This is a genomic window from Streptosporangium subroseum, from assembly GCF_900188345.1.
Lineage (GTDB): Bacteria > Actinomycetota > Actinomycetes > Streptosporangiales > Streptosporangiaceae > Streptosporangium > Streptosporangium subroseum.
On record NZ_FZOD01000030.1, the window covers coordinates 16,651 to 32,632 of the forward strand.

Consider the following 15,982-nt stretch of genomic DNA (forward strand, 5'->3'; position numbering starts at 1 on the left):
CCGGCGGGGCGGTGGGTTTCACGGCGTGGCCGAGCCTCTCGTGACGGGCGGACGGCGGTCGCGGTTCTCAGGCCGGGGGGACGGCGACGGCGGCTCGGTGCCGTGCGGCCTTGGCCATGTAGGTGGCGGGGGTCCGGGCGAAGGAGTCGCGGTCGTCGTCGGTGAGCTCGCGGACGATCCTCGCGGGGACGCCCGCGACGAGCACCCCGGCCGGAATCTTCTTACCGGGGCTCACCAGGGCACCTGCCGCGACCAGCGAACCCGCGCCGATCCTGGCGCCGTTGAGCACGATCGCACCGATGCCGACGAGCGCGCCGGACTCCACGTGGGCGCCGTGCACCACGGCCCTGTGACCCAGGCTCACCCGTGCTTCGAGCACGGTGGGCAGCCCGGGATCGGTGTGCAGGCAGCACAGGTCCTGGATGTTGCATTCCTCCGCGACCTCGATGAACTCGTTGTCACCGCGGAGCACCGCCCCGTACCAGACGTTGGCGGCACGGCCCAGCCGTACCCGGCCGACGATCGTCGCGCCAGGGGCGACGTAGGCGTCGGGATGGATCTGTGGGATCGCATCACCGTCGAGGGAGGCGATGTACGGCGTGGCGTTCATGAAACCGATGGTACGGGGGGCAGGCGTGTCCGATATTTCCGCGCGCGGTCATGCGTTCAGGTTGCGGACCGGGGCAGTAAGCAGGAAAGTCGTTACGTCTCCTTTCCCGCCACGCGACCTCAATGGGCAGTGTCATGACAAACCAGCACGAGAGTTTTCCCGACCTGATGCATGAGGACTCGTTCGAGGTCGTCATGCGCGGCTACAGCCGTCGTCAGGTTCACGACTACATGAACCGCAACCGCAACCAGATCCGTGATCTTGAGGAGCGGCTCGCGCGTGCGATTGATCAGACCGAGCAGAGCCGGGTCGAGCTGTCCGAGGCTCGACGGAGGCTTTCCGATTCTCCGCAAGACTATGACGAGCTTGGACAGCGACTCAGCCAGATCCTGAAGCTGGGCGAGGAGGAGGCGGCCTCCAAGAGGTCGGTCGCCGATCTTGAGGCCACCAAGCTCCGCGACGACGCCGCCATGGAGGCCGAGCGGCTGGTCACCTCCGCCCAGGAGCGGGCCGAGGGGATCCTGAACGCCGCCCAGCAGGAGGCCGAGCGACGGGTCGCCGAGGCCACCGCCGCCGCCGAGCAGATGTTCTCCCAGGCCACGATGGCCTCCGAGCAGATGCTCTCCCAGGCGGGCGGAGACGCCGAGGAGACCCTCAACGCGGCGCGCAGCGAGGCCGAGGAGACCCTGCGCAGCGCCCGCACCGAGGCCGACCGGATGGTCACGTCGGCCAGGAACGAGGCCGAGCGGATGGTCGAGGGCGCTCACTCCGAGGCCGAGGCCACCCTGAACAGCGCCAGGTCCGAGGCGGAGTCGACCGTGGCCTCCGCCAACGCCGAGGCCCACTCCACCCTGAACGCCGCCCAGCAGCGCGCCGTAGCCCTGGACGAGACCACGGGCCGCCGGGTCTCCTATCTCACCGACACCCACCAGGAGGTCATGCGCCGCCTCCACGAGATGGGCGCCGTCCTGGGGGATCTGATCCACCGTGAGAGCTCCGCCGGCGAGCTGGTCGACGAGGCCTCGGTGCTCCCGGTGTTCCGTGTCCAGACGGCCGCTCTCCCCGTCCCCGTCGCTCCCGCGCAGGCCCAGGTTCCGGAGATCACGTCCGGCGCCGATCCGGACGCCTCGTTCGACGCCGAACCGGATGCCTCATCCGAGGTCGTGCACGTGACCGGCGGCCCGGAGGCCGCGTCCGACGTCTCGTCCGACATCGAGGCCGTCCGCGTGATCGTGGACGAGGACGACGACAGGGACCAGAACCGCGACGACCAGGACACCCGGCACGTCGAGGTCTACGACGACACCGACACGAATCAGGGCCAGGCCCCGGGCAAGAACGACGAGGAGACCGAAGAGGAATACGCGGCCACCCGCCGCAGGTAAGGCCTGCCCGCCAAGCGGCGGCGGGGCCGGTCCGGACGACGTGTCACATCCCGGCGACCCCTTGAGCCGGGGGAAGGCGATGGGGTCGGTCCGGACGGCAGGCCGCATCCCGGGGCCCCTTGGGCCGGGGGGAAGGCGATGGGGTCGGTCGAGGCGACATGCCACGTCCCGATGATCCCTTGAGTCAATGAGAAGTCGGGCGGAAGCCCCCGCCCCCGATAGGGTCGGAGGCTTCCGCGATTGGGGGCCCGGCGCCGGGGCCGCGTGAGATCCGCAGACTCCGGCACCGGGCGGTCTATCAGGTATCCACGTCATCGGAACGTTCCTGTTGGTTGCGCAACCGCTCCTGGCTCTGCAGCCGCTCCCGTAGTTCGTCCGGGTCGTCCGCGTCGATGGTCATCGCAGCGCCGAGGTCACGCTGGGCGTCGGTCAGCGGGTGGTGGCGGGTGGCCCACCACCTGCCCGCGTCACTCCGCCAGATCGTCCAGTGGCGAAACTCCCGGGCGATCTCTGCGAGGTGTCGATCGAAGGACATCCGTGCACCTTCCCCGCGCCCAGGCCCGTCTCTGTGACGTTCCACCTTCGACGGTGCGTCAGTTCTCTAGAGAAATCAATGATCGCGAGGGACAGGTCAACCTATCGGTTGACGGATGGCCTTGATCTATGAGTCGAAGTCGTACTGGAGTACATAAGAGGCGGAGTCGAGGACCATCTCGTTGACCTCGACGGGAACACCGGCCGCGGTGTAGGCGATCCTGGCGATCGCGATGACCGGAGTGCCGGCGGGGAGATCGAGTTGTACGGTCTCGTGAGGATGGGGCATGCGGGCGCGCACCTCCTCGGTGAAGTGCGCCGGGGCGTGGCCGAGGTCGCCGAGGCGCGCGTAGACGCCTCCCGGCCCGGTGTTCTCCTGTGTGATCGGAGTGTCCTCGACCAGGTCGGCGGGGAAATGGGAGACGGCGAGCTGAACCGGCCGCCCGTCCACCGAGTAACGTCGCCGCCGCACCCACACCTCGGTGCTGTTCAGCGCCCTGGCCACGAACTCCTCCGCGGTCTCCCTGTCGATGTTCACGTCGTCCACGGTGTAGGGGCGGCCTCTGGTGTCCGAGTCCCAGATCGCCTGGCCGCGTTCCCACTGTTCGCGGGAGAGCCGTCGCGAGCCGTGCCGCCTGATGGGGCGGAACTGCCTGACGTACACTCCCGATCCGCGCTTGGGCACGGCCAGTCCTTCGTTGATGAGTACGGACAGCGCCTGCCGGGCGGTCGCACGGGCTATGCCGTACTGCACCATCAGGGCGTTCTCGCCCGGAAGCCGATCCCCGTCTTGGAGATCACCGGACAGGATCGCTTCGCGAAGTCCGTCGGCGATGCGCCGATAGATCGGAGGTTCGGGAGGTACGGGGGACTGCTGCACGTTCGATCACCCTCTGTCACCAACCGGGTTTGGCGTCTCCAGAGAACTTGCCCCGTCTTGTCCACGATCGCACAGATACGGAGGTTGGTAACGTGCTTCTTTTGGGAGAATCATGCCCTTGTGGCGATCTTCGGGGGTTTTCCCGGTCCGTTAACGTGGAACGGTCCCAGCCGCTATTCGAGAAGCCCACCATCGGCGCGTGACGACCGCTGCCAGTACGGCACCCGCCGTATTGACCAGCACGTCGTCGACGGAGCTCACCCGGCCGAGGCGCAGGCCGTACTGGAGGAGCTCGACGATGACCGAGGCGGCGGCCGCCACGCCCGCGATCCGGGTGAGTGAAGCGAACCGCGCCGAACGGACGGGCAGCATCGCGCCGAGTGCGGCGAAGACCAGCAGGTTGCCTCCCACCTGCACGAAGGCCGTCCCGACCGGCCCTTGTAGCATCGCTGACAGGTCCCTCAACGGGGTGAGGCTGAGGCTCGCTCCGCCCTTCCCCGGGGTGAGGATCATCCAGATCCAGGGGGTGGTTCCGGTCACCATGATCACATCGGCGACGGCGGTACGAGTGGGGAACGGATGTCCGTTCCGGGTGCGATGGAGTGCGAGAAAGCACATACCAATGCAGGCGAACGGAATAGCTAAAACGGCCGCAATAATGATATTTCCCCATACATTCCATGCCTGCTGCATGGGGTAATCATGCCGGGGTGTGGAGTTGCATCGAGGGGTGTCCCGGGGTACGGGAAGGTGACCTTTAAGCAAGGGCTCTCGCCGGGGGATTCGAGCCCCGCATGCCGATACGCGTTCAGGGGGTGCATGCCGTGAGCGATCAGCCCCCGGACTCGGCTCGGCAGCCCGGTGCGATGTCCGGCCGTGATCCACAAGAGCCTCACTGGACGGTCACCCGGCTGGAACTCTTCTTCGACCTCGTCTCCGTGGTCGCCATGGGGCAGGCGGTCGCGAGCCTCCACCACGCGATCATCGAAGACCACGTTCTGGAAGGCGTGGCCGGGTACGCGGCGGCGTTCTTCGCCATCTGGTGGGCGTGGGTCAACTGGACATGGTTCTCGAGCGCCTTCGACCGCGACGACACGATCTACCGGATCTCCGCCTTCGTGCAGATGTTCGGAACCCTGGTCCTCGCCGCGGGGGTGGTACGGGCCTTCGAGGGGGATTTTGCCATCGCCGTAGGCGGCTATGCGATCATGCGCTTCGCCCTGGCCGGTCAGTGGTTGCGCGCGGCTGCCACCAACCCCGGCATGCGCCTCATGGCCCTGCGGTTCGCCGCCGGCATCGCCGGGGTCCAGATCCTCTGGATCGCCCGCCTCGCGGTTCCGGGTGTGTGGGCCGGGGTGGCGTTTGTCCTGCTCTGCGCGGTCGAGCTGGCCATTCCGTGGTGGGCCGAACGGGAAAGGATCACACCCTGGCACCCGCGCCACATCGCCGAGCGTTACATGCTCTTCAGCGTGATCGTGCTGGGTGGGACGGTGTTCACCTCGATGATCGAGGTCGGCTCGGGGATGACGGCCGGCACCCCCTTCTTGGTGATGGTCCTCGTGGGTGTCAGCGGACTCGCCATCGTGTGCTCGATGTGGTGGCTCTACAACGCCCGGCCCGCCCATCGCCTCCTCTACGACAACCGTCAGGCCTTCATCTGGAGCTACGGCCACTACTTCGTCTTCGCCTCGATCGCCGCCTTCGGAGCCGGTTTCGCGGCGGTCGTCGATCTCAAGATCGGCCCGTTGAGCGACTTTCCCGTGGTGGCCGTCAGGTGGACCGTCGCGATTCCGGTCGCCCTCTTCCTGCTCAGCGTCTGGTTCGTCCATATCCGGCCGCACCGTCCCCGCTCCGCTCACAGCGCCTCGTATCTGGTGGCGGCGCTGCTGATCCTGCTCGTCGTGTTCACGCCCACGCCGCTGGAACTGACCGCTCTGATCATGATTGGCGCCGTCTTCGCCACGGAGCTCACCCGGGGCGATCCCTGATTTCCCGGGCCGGTGAGGCCGCCGGGCTGAGCGCCGTCCGGGACCCGCCGTCCGGGACCCGCCGCCCGGGACCCGCCGTCCGGGACCCGCCGTCCGGGACCCGCCGTCCGGGACCCGCCGTCCGGGACCCGCCGCCCGGGACCCGGTGTCCGGGCTCCAACACGGCTCGATGCTTCGATATTTGGCGATACCGGATGATAGAAGGGTTGTAAGTATCTAACCCGGAGATGATCAGTGGCCATCAGCCGCGCGGAGTGCCTCGCACTCGACGTTGACGATCCCATCAAGCACTTCAGGGACGAGTTCGTCCTGCCCGACGGAACGATCTATCTGGTCGGCAACTCCCTCGGCGCCCCGCCGAGGACCACCATGGCCGCGGTGACGCGGACCGTGGAGGAGGAGTGGGCGGGACGTCTGGTCGGCGGCTGGAACGTCTCCGGCTGGTACGACCTGCCCCTGACCACCGGTGACCGGCTCGCCCCGCTGATCGGCGTGGGTCCCGGCCAGGTCGTGGTGGGCGAGAGCACCTCGATCGCGATCGTCAAGGCCGTCTCCGCGGCACTGGGTCTCCGCCCGGACCGCCGCGTGATCATTTCCGACCTGGCCAGCTTCCCGACCGACCGGTACATGGTCGAGGGCCTGGCCAAGGCGCTGGGCGGCTACGAGATTCGCGACCTCCGCGACGGCGAGGACCTCGGCGAGGCGCTCTCCGGCGCGCTCTCGGACGAGGTCGCGTGCGTGCTCCTGTCGCAGGTGGACTACCGGACGGGGGCCCGCCACGACACGGCCGCGGTGACCGCGCGGGTCCAGGCGTCGGGCGCGCTGATGATCTGGGACCTGTGCCACAGCGCCGGGGCCATGCAGGTGGACATGTCCGAGGCCGACTTCGCCGTCGGATGCACGTACAAATATCTCAACGGCGGCCCGGGAGCCCCGGCGTTCATCTACGTCCACCCCCGTCACCAGGCCGAGGCGGAGCACATGCTGACCGGCTGGCACGGTCATGCGGCGCCGTTCGCGTTCGAGCCCGGCTTCCGTCCCGCCGACGGCATCCGGCGCTTCACCGTGAGCACCCCGCACGTGCTGTCCTACGCCCCGCTCAACGCGGCGCTGGACATCTGGGAGCGGGTGGACCTGGCCGCGGTGCGCGCCAAGAGCATGGCGCTGACCTCGCTCTTCATCGACCTGGTCGAGGATTTCTGCGCGCCGTACGGCCTCACGCTGATCTCCCCCCGCGACCCGGAGCGCCGCGGCAGCCAGGTCGGGTTCAGCCACCCCGAGGGCTATCCGATCATGCGCGCCCTGATCGACCGCGGCGTGCACGGCGACTTCCGCGCCCCCGACGTGCTCCGGTTCGGCTTCGCGCCGCTCTACATCCGGTTCGCCGACGTCTACGACGCGGCCGCGACCCTGGCCGAGGTGCTGGAGAAGGAACACTGGCGCGACGAGCGGTATCAGCAGCGCCTCGCCGTCACCTGAGGACGGGTCTCCGTCCTCAGATGCGTCGTCGCCCGGGGAGGCCGGATCTCCGCGGGGCCGTACCGGTGGAACACGTCATCGAAGGGTTCATCACTTCGAGTTGTCCCACAGGCGGTGTCCGTTGAACATCGGGTACTTGGTCTCCCAGTACCTCCAGCCTTCCACCCTCGCGGGAACGTTGGCTATTCCGGCGGTGATCTTGTACGCGTCGCAGGTGGTGACCCTGTGCCACGCCGTGAAGCCCATTCGGTAGCCGAAGACGCGGTACCACATGTTGCCGTACATTCCCGCGGTGATCGGCTGGGTGTACTGGTGCCCGGTCTCGACGATGTACTCCTCGGCGAGCAGGGGGCTGTCCATGTCCCGGATCCGGAACAGCCGTCTGGCCGCGCGGACCACGTTCGCCCTGTTGACCACGTCGTCCTCGGTGACCTCTCTCTCCCTGGTCCTCTCCTCGTTCCTCTCCACCTCGGGATTGAACTCGTGCTCGAGTTCGATCTCGGCGTACACGCGGTGCTGCCGGTTGACCGACACGTTCATCTCCCCGCCGGGACCGTCGATGAAGCGGGTGCGAGGAACGAAGAAGTTTCTCGGCCGGGCGTAGTGGAACCTGAAGTAGATCTTCGGCCTGCACAGCCTCCTGTGCCTGTTCCCCGTGTTGTTGTTTGTGGAGGTGGTTCTGGCGGTGACGGTGACGGTGGGAGTGGGAGTGGGGGTGGAAGTGGGGAGCTGCAGACCAGGGATGACCGGTGCGGACGACTGCCTCTCGAGCGACGGGGAGGCGACGGCGGAGGCGGACAGGGTGGCGGCGAGGGTCACGGAGAGGGAGCCGGCCAGGGTCAGCGTGGCCAGGCCCCTGTAGGACCGGCCGTCCTTCGGCCGGGTGCGCGTGCCTGCGGAATCCATTCGGGAGTTAGGCGTGGACATAGTTACCATTCCTTTCGGAACGCGGCCCTTGCCGCGACTAACCCGCTGACCGCAACACGGTCCATACCTGTGATCCGGGCAGCTCAGCGTGACAATACAGATACTTACAGTCACAATGGGCTGACTCTGTGACGCCACGCCGATGCGGAGTCCACTTGGCAGGGAAAGCACCGGTTAAGAGACGACGGCACCAAATAGCCGCTGGTCTACGGGCTGCCGCCACAAGTCCAATTCCGCCGAATGCGTCTGGATATGGCCGGGGGCAAGCTCCGGCATTGCGAGCAATCATCCCGGGGTAATCATGGAGCCCACGCGGGAATTAGGTTGATCTAGGATTATTGCCCGTAGTTCTGGATCTCTCCGTACTCCTATCGATAATGACGAGATATGGGCGTAAAGCGGAATTAGTCGGTTTGGCGCGCGGAATGCGGGACGCTAGCCGGTGGCGTCAAGCTCGGCGACGAGCTTCTTGGGGGCAACCGCCCGGTAGCTCTCCTCGACCCAGTCGAGCAGCACCTCCGTCTCCGGCAACTCGCCCATCAGCGGGATCGTCACCCATCCCGCCTTGCCGAGCCCGTACCCCGAGGGTTTGACGCCCTCGACGGCAAGCGCGTGGCCGTTGGACTCCGGCAGCTTCACCCCGGCGCTCGGGCTCCACTTCTCGGTCGGTTCCTCGATGCCGAGGAAAAGGAAGATCTTCTTGTTGACCTTGATGACGGTCTCGCCCCACGGGTGGTCCTCGTGGGCCTCCGGCATGCTGAGCGCGAATTCGCGCAGCGTCTGACGGACCTCACGCCACTTATCCATGCGGCACATTGTGCTCCGGGGCACCGACATTTGTGCGCCAGCGGTCGAGCACCCGGTCGATGGTCACCCGGATCCGTTCTCTGGCCTCGGCCCGGGGCACCCCGGACATCAGCAGCCGGTCGTAGTCGGTGTCGAGGTGCCGCACCGAGGCGACCACGGCCAGCGTGATCGCGTTCGCGTCGAACACCTTGGCGGCGGCGGTCCGGCCCACCCGGCCGCTGCTTCTCTGGCCGGCGTGCCGGGCGATGTTCTCGGCCCGCCCGGGCGGGCAGCCGGGGAACATCCGTGTGATCTCCACGGCCATCGCGGCCTGGAACTCCACATCCTCCCCGGCCCGCCGTTCGCGATCGCGCTCCCGGCGGCGCAGCCGTACCTCCTCGTCGGCCAGGCACCGCTCCTCGGCCAGCTCCAGCGCGGCCTCCTCGACCAGGACGCCCAGCCGCTCGTAACGCTTGCGCCGCGCGTTGAACCGGACCACCACGGCGGCCAGCCCGCTCTCCTTCTTCGCCCGGCGGCTGAGCGCCGCGTCACCCGCCGGCAGGAGAACCAGATGGTCCATGTCCGCGCAGGTCAGGCAGTGCGACCCGGAATTCTCCATGATCAGGTAAGGGCCGGTGCCGCCGCAGCCCACGCACTCCCAGTCCTTCGGCGGCTCGACCACCACCAGATCGGGGGCCTTGCTCTGCCGCTCGGTGAGCTGCCGCCGCCGGGCCTCGCTCAGATCCGGTGAGATCCAGTGGACGCGGAAGGCGCCGTCGTCCCCCTTGGCGACGAACCTCAGCTCACCGCGGTCACGGCTGCCCGAGACGTACGGGGTCTCGCTGGGGGTGAGCCCCTTTGACAGCGCCCAGCGCCGGAGCATCGCCACCGCGTCGACCATCTTGGCGCCGTCCACGGCCGCGAGATCCTCCAGCGCGGACGCCCTGCCCTGCCGCCAGACGTCCACGTGCCTGGCGTACAGCCAGCCGACCCCGGTCAGCACGTCGATCGCGGTCACGAACTTTCTCTGGGCGAGAGCGGCCTCCGCCGCCTCCACGATCCGGCGCTCGAGTTTGCTCACGCCACCAGCTTGCCGTATCCGGCCCGCTCAGGGACGCGGGATGTTCCGCAGGTTGGCCCTCGCCATATCGAGCATGCGTCCCACCCCGCCCGTCAGCACGATCTTGCTCGCGGCCAGGGCGAACCCCTTCACCTGCCGCCGGGTGATGTGCGGCGGCATGGAGAGCACGTCCGGGTCGGTGACCACGTCCAGGAGATACGGGCCGGACGTCGCGAAGGCCGTGGACAGCGCCTCCCGGACGTCCGAGGGATTCTCCACACGCAGGGCTCCGATGCCCATCGCGGCGGCGATCGCCGCATAGTCGACGGGTGCGTGGTCGGTGCCGAAGTCGGGCATCCCGTCGACCAGCATCTCCAGTTTCACCATGCCGAGCGAGGAGTTGTCGAACACCACGATCTTCACCGGCAGGTTGTGCAGCCGTACGGTCAGCAGCTCCCCGAGGAGCATGCCGAGCCCGCCGTCGCCGGAGATCGAGACGACCTGCCTTCCGGGGGCGGCGAACTGCGCGCCGATGGCGTGCGGGAGCGCGTTGGCCATGCTCCCGTGCAGGAAGGAGCCGATGATGCGACGGCGTCCGTTGGGGCTGAGATAGCGGGCGGCCCAGACGTTGCACATGCCGGTGTCCACGGTGAACACCGCGTCGTCGGCGGCCAGCTCGTCCACGAGGTCCGCGACGTACTCGGGGTGGATCGGGAGGTGGTGCTCGATGTCGTGGGTGTACGCCTCCACGACGGTCTCCAGCGTCTTCAGGTGCTTGGCCAGCATCCTGTCGAGATAGCGGCGGTTCGTCTTCTGGGCGACCCCGGGCAGCACCGCGCGGATCGTCTCACCGACATCGCCGTGCACGGCCAGCGCCAGCGGGGTCCTGCGGCCCAGCCGCGCGGGGTCGTGGTCGATCTGGACCGTGTTCCTGCCCGGCAGGAAGTTGTCGTAGGGGAAGTCGGTGCCGACGAGCACCACCAGGTCGGCCTCGTGCATGGCCTCGTAGCACGCGCCGTACCCGAGCAGCCCGCTCATCCCCACGTCATACGGGTTGTCGTACTGGATCCACTCCTTGCCGCGCAGCGCGTGCCCGACCGGGGCCAGCGTGCGGGCGGCCAGTCTCATGACCTCCTCACGCGCGTGGCGCACCCCGGCGCCGCAGAACAGCATCACCTTCTCCGCGCGGTTCAGCGCCGCGGCCAGCTCGGCGACCTGAACGGCCGGGGGCGCGAGCGTGCCCCGGCGGGTGAGGAGGTCGTGGTGGCCGGTGTCGTGCACGGCCGTCTGCTGGGCCACGTCGCCGGGAAGCACCACGACCGAGACGCCTCCGCGGCCGATCGCGGTCTGTACGGCGATGCGCAGCACCCGGGGCATCTGCTCGGCCGTACCGATCATCTCGCAGAAGTGACTGCACTCCACGAACAGGCGCTCGGGATGGGTCTCCTGGAAGAATTCCGTGCCGATCTGCGCGCTGGGGATGTGCGAGGCCAGCGCGAGCACCGGGGCACCGCTGCGGTGGGCGTCGTAGAGCCCCTGGATCAGATGGGTGTTGCCCGGCCCGCAGCTGCCCGCGCAGACCGCCAGGCGACCGGTGACCTGCGCCTCGGCCGCGGCGGCGAACGCCCCCGCCTCCTCGTTGCGCACGTGCACCCACTCGATGCCGTCGATCCTGCGGATCGCGTCCACCACCGGATTCAGGCTGTCGCCCACCACCCCGTAGATCCGCTCCACCCCGGCCTGGCGTAACACCCCGATGAACTGCTCGGCAACGGTGCCCATGCTCGCCCACCTCCCCCTCGTCTGTCGTGTCATCGGGGTATCTCACCGGATCGCGGTGAATCACTCCTCCATGAAGTGCCTGATCAGGTGCTGTGAAACCGCGTCCGGCCGCTCGACGTTGGCCAGGTGGGCCGCTCCGGACAGGACGACCAGCCGGGAGCCGGGAATGCCGGAGACGATCCGCTCCGCGTGCTCGGGGGGCGTGGCGGGGTCGTCGGCGCCGGCCAGCACGAGCGTGGGGGTCTTGATCCGGGGGAGATCGGGGCGGAGGTCCATGGCCCCGATCGCCCCGCAGCAGGCGGCGTAGCCCTCGTCGGAGATGCCGGCGAGCATCGCGACGTACGGCTCCCGCCCGCCGAATCCGGGGGTGAACCACCGGCCGGTGGCCGCTTCGGTGATCGACGCGGTGCCTCCCGCGCGGACCGCGCTCGCCCGTTCGGACCAGGAGTCGGGGGTGCCCAGCTTGGCCGAGGTGCACAGCAGGGCGAGCCGGTCGATCCGCTCGGACGCGTGCGCGGCCAGCCACATGCCGACCATGCCGCCGAGCGAGAGCCCGGCGAAGGAGACCACGGGCAGCTTCAGCCGGTCCAGGAGCTCCAGCACGTCACCGCCCAGGTCGGCGATCGAGCACTCCCCGGTCACGGGCGACCGTCCGTGCCCGCGGTGGTCGAACCGGATGACCCGGAAGTGCTCGGTCAGCGCGGTCATCTGCGGGTCCCACATTTCCAGCGTGGTGCCCAGCGAACCGGAGAGCATGATCGGCTGCGCCTCTGCGGGACCAGCAATTTCGTAATACAACATGTTTGCCTGCCGAATAGAAGTTTTTTATTGGACAAACCTTAGTCGATCGGTTCATTTCAACATATAAGGATCAGTCGATATTGCCGAAAATCATCACATCTCCGATGGGTAACGCCTAGCATTCGGGCACGGAACTGGAAGGGAGATCATGACCGGGCAGAATTCTGCGACCACGTCTAATTACGTATTTGATAATAATGGTGACCATTCGGTCGATCAGCACCGCTATCTGGCCGAACTCCTGGATCCACTGACGTTGGAGCGCCTTGGGCAGACCGGAGTCACCGCGGGCTGGAACTGCTTGGAGGTCGGGGCGGGGGGAGGCAGCGTGGCCCTGTGGCTGGCCGAGCGGGTGGCGCCGACCGGCCGCGTGCTCGCCACCGACATCAAGCCCGGCCTCATCCCCCGCAGACCCGGGCTCACCGTCATCCGGCACGACATCGTCGACGATCCACTGCCGGAGGGCGCGTTCGACCTGGTCCACGCCCGGTTGGTGCTGAGTCATCTGCCGGGGCGCCAGCAGGTGCTGGAGCGTCTGCGTGCCGCGCTGCGGCCGGGCGGGTGGCTCCAGATCGACGAGATCGACATCACGCACTGGGTCGCGCCGCGGATCTCCGACCCGCGCGCGAGAGAGCTGTACGGCTCGTACGTCACCGCCATGGCCCAGGTTCTGGGAGCCGCGGGCAGCGATCCCACCTGGGGCGGATCCGCCGCACGGGCCATGGGCGAGGCGGGGCTGGTGGACGTCGACCCGGTGCTCTGGACCGAGGTGTGGGGGCCCGGATCTCCCGGGCTCGGCCTTCTGATCAGCAACAGCCTTCACCTGGAGGACCGCTTCCTGGAGGCGGGGATGACCCGGAACGGGCTCAGGGACGTTCGCGAGGTCATGGCGGATCCGGAGTTCAGGGCGCCCTCCTTCGCCGTCCACTCGATTCTCGCCCGCAGACCGTCGTGACCTGAGGGTGGGGTTCCCGAGCGGTTTCACGGTGTTCACGATCCGTCGATGTCACGTTGGGTTCAAAGATCCGATAGTGTTCCATTCATCGACGCGGGGTGGAGCAGCTCGGTAGCTCGGCGGGCTCATAATCCGCAGGTCGCAGGTTCAAATCCTGTCCCCGCTACGAAACGAAAGTGCTCGTCCTCCTCCGGGAGGGCGGGCACTTTCTTTTTTCCCGATCCTGTTGAGCGGGCCGCCTGCGGCCGGCTCCTCGTCTCCCACCGGCTAGTCTTCGACCTGACTCGTTTCCGATCGGAGAACTGAGCGTGGCTCTCGCGGAGGCCGGCATTGTGGCGGTAGTCCGGCGGGCTACGGGTAGAGCCCGGAGCATGATGGTCACGAGTTTCACCGGGCGGATCGTGGCGGCCTGGGCGAAGGCTCGCCGTCGCCATGGCTGGCTGGATCATCTGGTGCGCGCCGTCGTGCGCTATGACGAGGTGGATGCCGGGCGCCTGTCGGCCGCGCTCACCTATTACTCGTTCTTCGCGGTGTTCGCGCTCGGGCTCCTCGGTTTTGCGATCATCGGGCAGGTCCTGGACGACCCGGAAGTGCTGCACACGGTGCAGGGTTATCTCGCGGAGAACCTCCCCCGGCTGGACGTGCAGGCACTGCAGGATGCCAGGAGCACGGCCGGAGTGATCGCTTTCATCGGTCTTCCACTCACCGGCCTGTTCTGGATGGACGCCCTGCGCTCGGCGATCAGAGCGATCTGGCGGATCGAGGAGTATCCGGGCAGGTTCTTCGTCCGGCAGGTCATCGACCTGGCGGTGATGGCCGGGCTCGGGCTGTTGCTGTCCGCCTCGCTCGCGGTGGCCTTCGCGGCCGAGACGCTACTGAACTGGCTGCTGCTGCACACGGTGGGCGTCGAAGATCCGCCGTCGCAGTGGCTGCTCTCCGCGGTCGCCTTTGTCCTCGGTCTCGGGGTGAACACCCTGCTGGCGATCGCCCTGCTCTGCGCACCGCCACGCCTGCGGCTGCCGCTACGCCGGGTGCTCGGGCCCGCCCTGTTCATCACCGCCGGTCTCGAGGTCCTCAAGACCCTCGGCCAGTTCTATCTCGAAATGACCACGGCCAACCCCGCCTACCAGGTTGTCGCCGGCGCCGTCGGGATGCTGGTCTTCCTCAAGCTCCTGAACCAGCTCATCCTGTTCGCCGCGACGCTCACCGCCACCAGTACCAGAGGCCAGATCACCGATCTGGCCAGGCGCACATCATCCGAGACCACCTCGGAGCCCCCGGCGTCGTCGGAACCGGAGCCGCCGTCGCTGTCCTCGCCCGCGGCGATGGTCACCGCGGTGCCCCCGTCGACTTTGCCCGCTCCGGCGACCTCCCTGGAACGGACCGCGGACGCCGAATGATCAGGAGCTTGCGGGCTTTTGAGGTGCTTGGTGGCGTTGTTGGAGCTCGGCGTTCAGGCGTAGGGCTTCGTCGAGCTGATCTTCCAGGACGATGATGCGGCAGGCCGCTTCGAGCGGGGTTCCCTGGTCGACGAGCTGGCGGGCGCGGGCGGCCAGGCGTAGCTGGTAGCGCGAGTAGCGGCGGTGGCCGCCGGCCGAGCGCAATGGCACGATCAGGTTGGCGGTGCCCAGGCTGCGCAGGAAGGCGGCGGTCACGCCGAGGATCTCTGCGGCCCGGCCCATGGTGTAGGCGGGGTAATCGTCATCGTCGAACTTGTCGGACAATGCTGCGTTGACTACTTCCATCGAACCTTCCATAACGCACGTCAGGGCCCCGGTGCCTGTATGCACCGGGGCCCGAAGAGTTCAACACCACTTACCGGCGCACGCGCCGATTTTCGTTTTCCGCACCAGCCGCACTATGGCGGGGGTGCGACGATCGCATGTATGTGACCGGAGACCACCTTCCATCCTGTGGGACTGCGGCACCCGCACGGTCGGCATCAACCGTGACAGGCGATCCAAATGGCGCCCAACTCTCCCTTCTTCCTTACTTAAGTCTTGGGTTGTCCATCGATTGCTGCGCCCTGTCGGATCGATCCACCTAAACGATCCGCGAGGGTACGTCACCGGCTGGGACCCGTTCGTCTGCTTGGCCCCGGCACGCTTGACGGTCCTGCCTGTCACCGGCTGGGACCCGTTCTTTTTCTCGGCCCCCGCACGCCTGACAGTCGTACTTGTCACCGGCTGGGACCCGTTCACTTGCCTGGCCCCGGCACGCCTGACGGTCTTACCCGTCACCGGCTGAGACCCGTTCACTTGCTTGGCCCCGGCACGCCTGACGGTCCTGCTTGCCATCGGCTGGGACCCGTTCTTTTTCTCGGCCCCGGCACGCCTGACAACCTTGCCCGTCACCGGCTGGGACCCGTTCGCCTGCTTGGCCCCGGCACGCCTGACGGTCTTGCCCGTCACCGGCTGGGACCCGTTCATCTGCTTGGCCCCGGCACGCCTGACGATCTTTCCTGTCCAGTTTCGTCATCTGCCGTCGAGGATTTGTTTCCCTTCCGACGTCACAAACACTAGTTGGGCCATCGCCGGATGTCTACTGTCGCCGCAGTAGATTTTCGTCAGATCCGGAGAGAGGCTTCACCGCCCGCCGGGCGCCTGCGGCATCGGAATCCTGGCCGGAGGCAACGCGCCGAGCTCATCCGATGGTGGCGCCGCGCGCACCCGTACCGCATGATCGTTTATGGAGGGCATGGACGCTCCGTCCTTCCGATGTACAAACTCTGATATTTCCACCATTTACGGACGCTGTGATCTGTGTCACCCTCCTGACAAAGATCTAGAAGGAAA

15 protein-coding genes and 1 tRNA gene are annotated in these 15,982 nt (G+C 67.5%); 6 read left to right on the plus strand and 10 right to left on the minus strand.

Features of this window, described 5'->3' with window-relative positions; translation table 11 throughout:
- Nucleotides 1-67: 67 nt before the first annotated feature.
- Nucleotides 68-610: a gamma carbonic anhydrase family protein gene (locus tag CHC08_RS26455; protein WP_089210079.1), complete on the minus strand. Its 543-nt coding sequence runs from the start codon at nt 608-610 to the stop codon at nt 68-70.
- A gap of 134 nt (nt 611-744) precedes the next feature.
- Between CHC08_RS26455 and CHC08_RS26460 the strand changes: the two genes are divergently transcribed.
- Nucleotides 745-1,995 carry a hypothetical protein gene (locus CHC08_RS26460; RefSeq protein ID WP_089210140.1) on the plus strand — a complete coding sequence of 417 codons (1,251 nt, stop codon included), beginning with the start codon at nt 745-747 and terminating at the stop codon, nt 1,993-1,995.
- 298 nt (nt 1,996-2,293) lie between these two features.
- On the opposite strand, the gene CHC08_RS26465 is transcribed toward CHC08_RS26460, so the two are convergent.
- The 3 genes from CHC08_RS26465 to CHC08_RS26475 all read right to left on the minus strand — a co-directional run bounded on the left by CHC08_RS26465 (nt 2,294) and on the right by CHC08_RS26475 (nt 3,952).
- Nucleotides 2,294-2,530 (minus strand): hypothetical protein, encoded by a 237-nt coding sequence (locus CHC08_RS26465; RefSeq protein ID WP_089210080.1) that lies wholly within the window; start codon nt 2,528-2,530, stop codon nt 2,294-2,296.
- 126 nt (nt 2,531-2,656) lie between these two features.
- Complete coding sequence (locus CHC08_RS26470; RefSeq protein WP_089210081.1) at nt 2,657-3,409, minus strand: GntR family transcriptional regulator; 753 nt, start codon at nt 3,407-3,409, stop codon at nt 2,657-2,659.
- A gap of 150 nt (nt 3,410-3,559) precedes the next feature.
- Entirely contained in the window at nt 3,560-3,952 is a 393-nt protein-coding gene (locus CHC08_RS26475; protein ID WP_218825496.1) for a VanZ family protein, read from the minus strand.
- A 281-nt stretch (nt 3,953-4,233) separates the two neighbouring features.
- Here CHC08_RS26475 and CHC08_RS26480 point away from each other — a divergent pair, with 281 nt between their 5' ends.
- Together CHC08_RS26480 and kynU are read left to right on the plus strand one after the other, a co-directional pair.
- Nucleotides 4,234-5,397 carry a low temperature requirement protein A gene (locus CHC08_RS26480; RefSeq protein ID WP_179282224.1) on the plus strand — a complete coding sequence of 388 codons (1,164 nt, stop codon included), beginning with the start codon at nt 4,234-4,236 and terminating at the stop codon, nt 5,395-5,397.
- 234 nt (nt 5,398-5,631) lie between these two features.
- A complete protein-coding gene (gene kynU, locus CHC08_RS26485; RefSeq protein WP_089210084.1) occupies nt 5,632-6,876 on the plus strand; it encodes a kynureninase in 1,245 nt (414 codons plus the stop codon).
- A 90-nt stretch (nt 6,877-6,966) separates the two neighbouring features.
- Here kynU and CHC08_RS52510 read toward each other — a convergent pair whose 3' ends face one another.
- From CHC08_RS52510 to pcaD, 5 genes are all read right to left on the minus strand, one after another.
- Complete coding sequence (locus CHC08_RS52510) at nt 6,967-7,803, minus strand: hypothetical protein (RefSeq protein WP_179282225.1); 837 nt, start codon at nt 7,801-7,803, stop codon at nt 6,967-6,969.
- 435 nt (nt 7,804-8,238) lie between these two features.
- Nucleotides 8,239-8,610, minus strand: coding sequence for an MmcQ/YjbR family DNA-binding protein (locus tag CHC08_RS26495; protein WP_218825497.1), 372 nt, complete (start codon nt 8,608-8,610; stop codon nt 8,239-8,241).
- Nucleotides 8,603-9,670 (minus strand): DUF2293 domain-containing protein, encoded by a 1,068-nt coding sequence (locus CHC08_RS26500; protein ID WP_245878587.1) that lies wholly within the window; start codon nt 9,668-9,670, stop codon nt 8,603-8,605. The genes CHC08_RS26495 and CHC08_RS26500 overlap by 8 nt, the downstream gene beginning before the upstream one ends.
- A 27-nt stretch (nt 9,671-9,697) precedes the next feature.
- Nucleotides 9,698-11,431, minus strand: a complete 1,734-nt coding sequence (locus CHC08_RS26505; RefSeq protein WP_089210086.1) for a pyruvate dehydrogenase — start codon at nt 11,429-11,431, stop codon at nt 9,698-9,700.
- A 60-nt stretch (nt 11,432-11,491) separates the two neighbouring features.
- Nucleotides 11,492-12,232, minus strand: a complete 741-nt coding sequence (gene pcaD / locus CHC08_RS26510; RefSeq protein ID WP_089210087.1) for a 3-oxoadipate enol-lactonase — start codon at nt 12,230-12,232, stop codon at nt 11,492-11,494.
- Between the two features lie 148 nt (nt 12,233-12,380).
- Here pcaD and CHC08_RS26515 point away from each other — a divergent pair, with 148 nt between their 5' ends.
- The 3 genes from CHC08_RS26515 (at nt 12,381) to CHC08_RS26525 (ending at nt 14,587) form a co-directional block, all read left to right on the plus strand.
- Nucleotides 12,381-13,187: a class I SAM-dependent methyltransferase gene (locus CHC08_RS26515; RefSeq protein WP_089210088.1), complete on the plus strand. Its 807-nt coding sequence runs from the start codon at nt 12,381-12,383 to the stop codon at nt 13,185-13,187.
- A gap of 92 nt (nt 13,188-13,279) precedes the next feature.
- Nucleotides 13,280-13,353, plus strand: a tRNA-Met gene (locus tag CHC08_RS26520).
- 205 nt (nt 13,354-13,558) lie between these two features.
- The gene (locus CHC08_RS26525; protein WP_089210089.1) at nt 13,559-14,587 is read left to right on the plus strand and encodes a YihY/virulence factor BrkB family protein; all 1,029 of its coding nucleotides are present in this window, start codon (nt 13,559-13,561) and stop codon (nt 14,585-14,587) included.
- Here the strand turns inward: CHC08_RS26525 and CHC08_RS26530 are convergent, their stop codons facing one another.
- Nucleotides 14,588-14,932: a MerR family transcriptional regulator gene (locus CHC08_RS26530; protein ID WP_089210090.1), complete on the minus strand. Its 345-nt coding sequence runs from the start codon at nt 14,930-14,932 to the stop codon at nt 14,588-14,590.
- Nucleotides 14,933-15,982: the final 1,050 nt, after the last annotated feature.

Coding starts and splice junctions, on each gene's coding strand:
- CHC08_RS26455 (WP_089210079.1), bottom strand. CDS start 610: ATGAACGCCACGCCGTACATCGCCTCCCTCGACGGTGATGCGATCCCA.
- CHC08_RS26460 (WP_089210140.1), top strand. CDS start 745: ATGACAAACCAGCACGAGAGTTTTCCCGACCTGATGCATGAGGACTCG.
- CHC08_RS26465 (WP_089210080.1), bottom strand. CDS start 2,530: ATGTCCTTCGATCGACACCTCGCAGAGATCGCCCGGGAGTTTCGCCAC.
- CHC08_RS26475 (WP_218825496.1), bottom strand. CDS start 3,952: ATGGTGACCGGAACCACCCCCTGGATCTGGATGATCCTCACCCCGGGG.
- CHC08_RS52510 (WP_179282225.1), bottom strand. CDS start 7,803: ATGTCCACGCCTAACTCCCGAATGGATTCCGCAGGCACGCGCACCCGG.
- CHC08_RS26495 (WP_218825497.1), bottom strand. CDS start 8,610: ATGGATAAGTGGCGTGAGGTCCGTCAGACGCTGCGCGAATTCGCGCTC.
- CHC08_RS26505 (WP_089210086.1), bottom strand. CDS start 11,431: ATGGGCACCGTTGCCGAGCAGTTCATCGGGGTGTTACGCCAGGCCGGG.
- pcaD (WP_089210087.1), bottom strand. CDS start 12,232: ATGTTGTATTACGAAATTGCTGGTCCCGCAGAGGCGCAGCCGATCATG.
- CHC08_RS26515 (WP_089210088.1), top strand. CDS start 12,381: ATGACCGGGCAGAATTCTGCGACCACGTCTAATTACGTATTTGATAAT.
- CHC08_RS26525 (WP_089210089.1), top strand. CDS start 13,559: ATGATGGTCACGAGTTTCACCGGGCGGATCGTGGCGGCCTGGGCGAAG.
- CHC08_RS26530 (WP_089210090.1), bottom strand. CDS start 14,932: ATGGAAGTAGTCAACGCAGCATTGTCCGACAAGTTCGACGATGACGAT.